At 71.3% G+C, this 831-nt stretch carries 1 protein-coding gene; it reads left to right on the top strand.

Features of this window, described 5'->3' with window-relative positions:
* Nucleotides 1-831, top strand: an 831-nt coding sequence (gene tssI / locus AC1DKV_RS40500) for a type VI secretion system tip protein TssI/VgrG (RefSeq protein ID WP_477139771.1), incomplete at both ends; no start/stop codon positions are given.

The following is an 831-nucleotide window of genomic DNA, read 5'->3' on the forward strand; positions in this document are numbered from 1 at the left end:
CCTGATCCACAGCGACCGCCTGTTCGTGCAGGGGGCCGCATCGCCGGCGGTCCCGTCCTCTACAACCCCACCCCCGGCGGCGACCAGCCCGAGCCCGCCCTGCGCCGCTTCACCTACACCGAGAACGTGMTTACGGCACGCCTCACCCAGCGCGACTACACCTTCACCCATCCCCAGTACGACCAGGAACATGCTCCGCTCGGCGCCGACCTGGACCACCAGAAGACGCATTACGCGCACTACGCCTACCCGGGCCGCTACAAGCGTGACGAGGCGGGCCGCCCCTTCACCGAAGCGCGCCTGCGCGGCCACCGCCGCGACGCCCGCCTTGCCCGCGTCGAGGGCGACGACCCGCGCCTGGTGCCCGGCCTGTCCTTCGAACTCACCGGCCACCCCCGCGGCGACATGAACCACGGCTGGCGCCCCATACGCATGCGCCACCACGGCGTGCAGCACACCAGCCAGGCCGAAGAGAGCGCCGGCAGCGAGCAAGGCACCCACTACAGCTACACCGCCGAACTGGTCCCCGACCGCGCCGAGTGGCGCGCCGAGCCCCTGCCCAGACCGTGCATCGAGGGGCCGCAATCGGCCACCGTGGTCGGACCGGCCGGCGAAGAGATCTACTGCGACGAGTGGGGCCGGGTCAAGGTCCAGTTCCCGTGGGACCGCCAGGGCAAGCATGACGAGCACAGCTCCTGCTGGATCCGCGTGGCGCAGAACTGGGCCGGCGCCACCTGGGGCCACATGGCCATCCCGCGCATCGGCCAGGAGGTGATCGTCGACTTCTGGGACGGCGACCCGGACCAGCCGGTCATCACCGGCCGCACGTAC

Source organism: Cupriavidus sp. 05T41, from assembly GCF_056396525.1.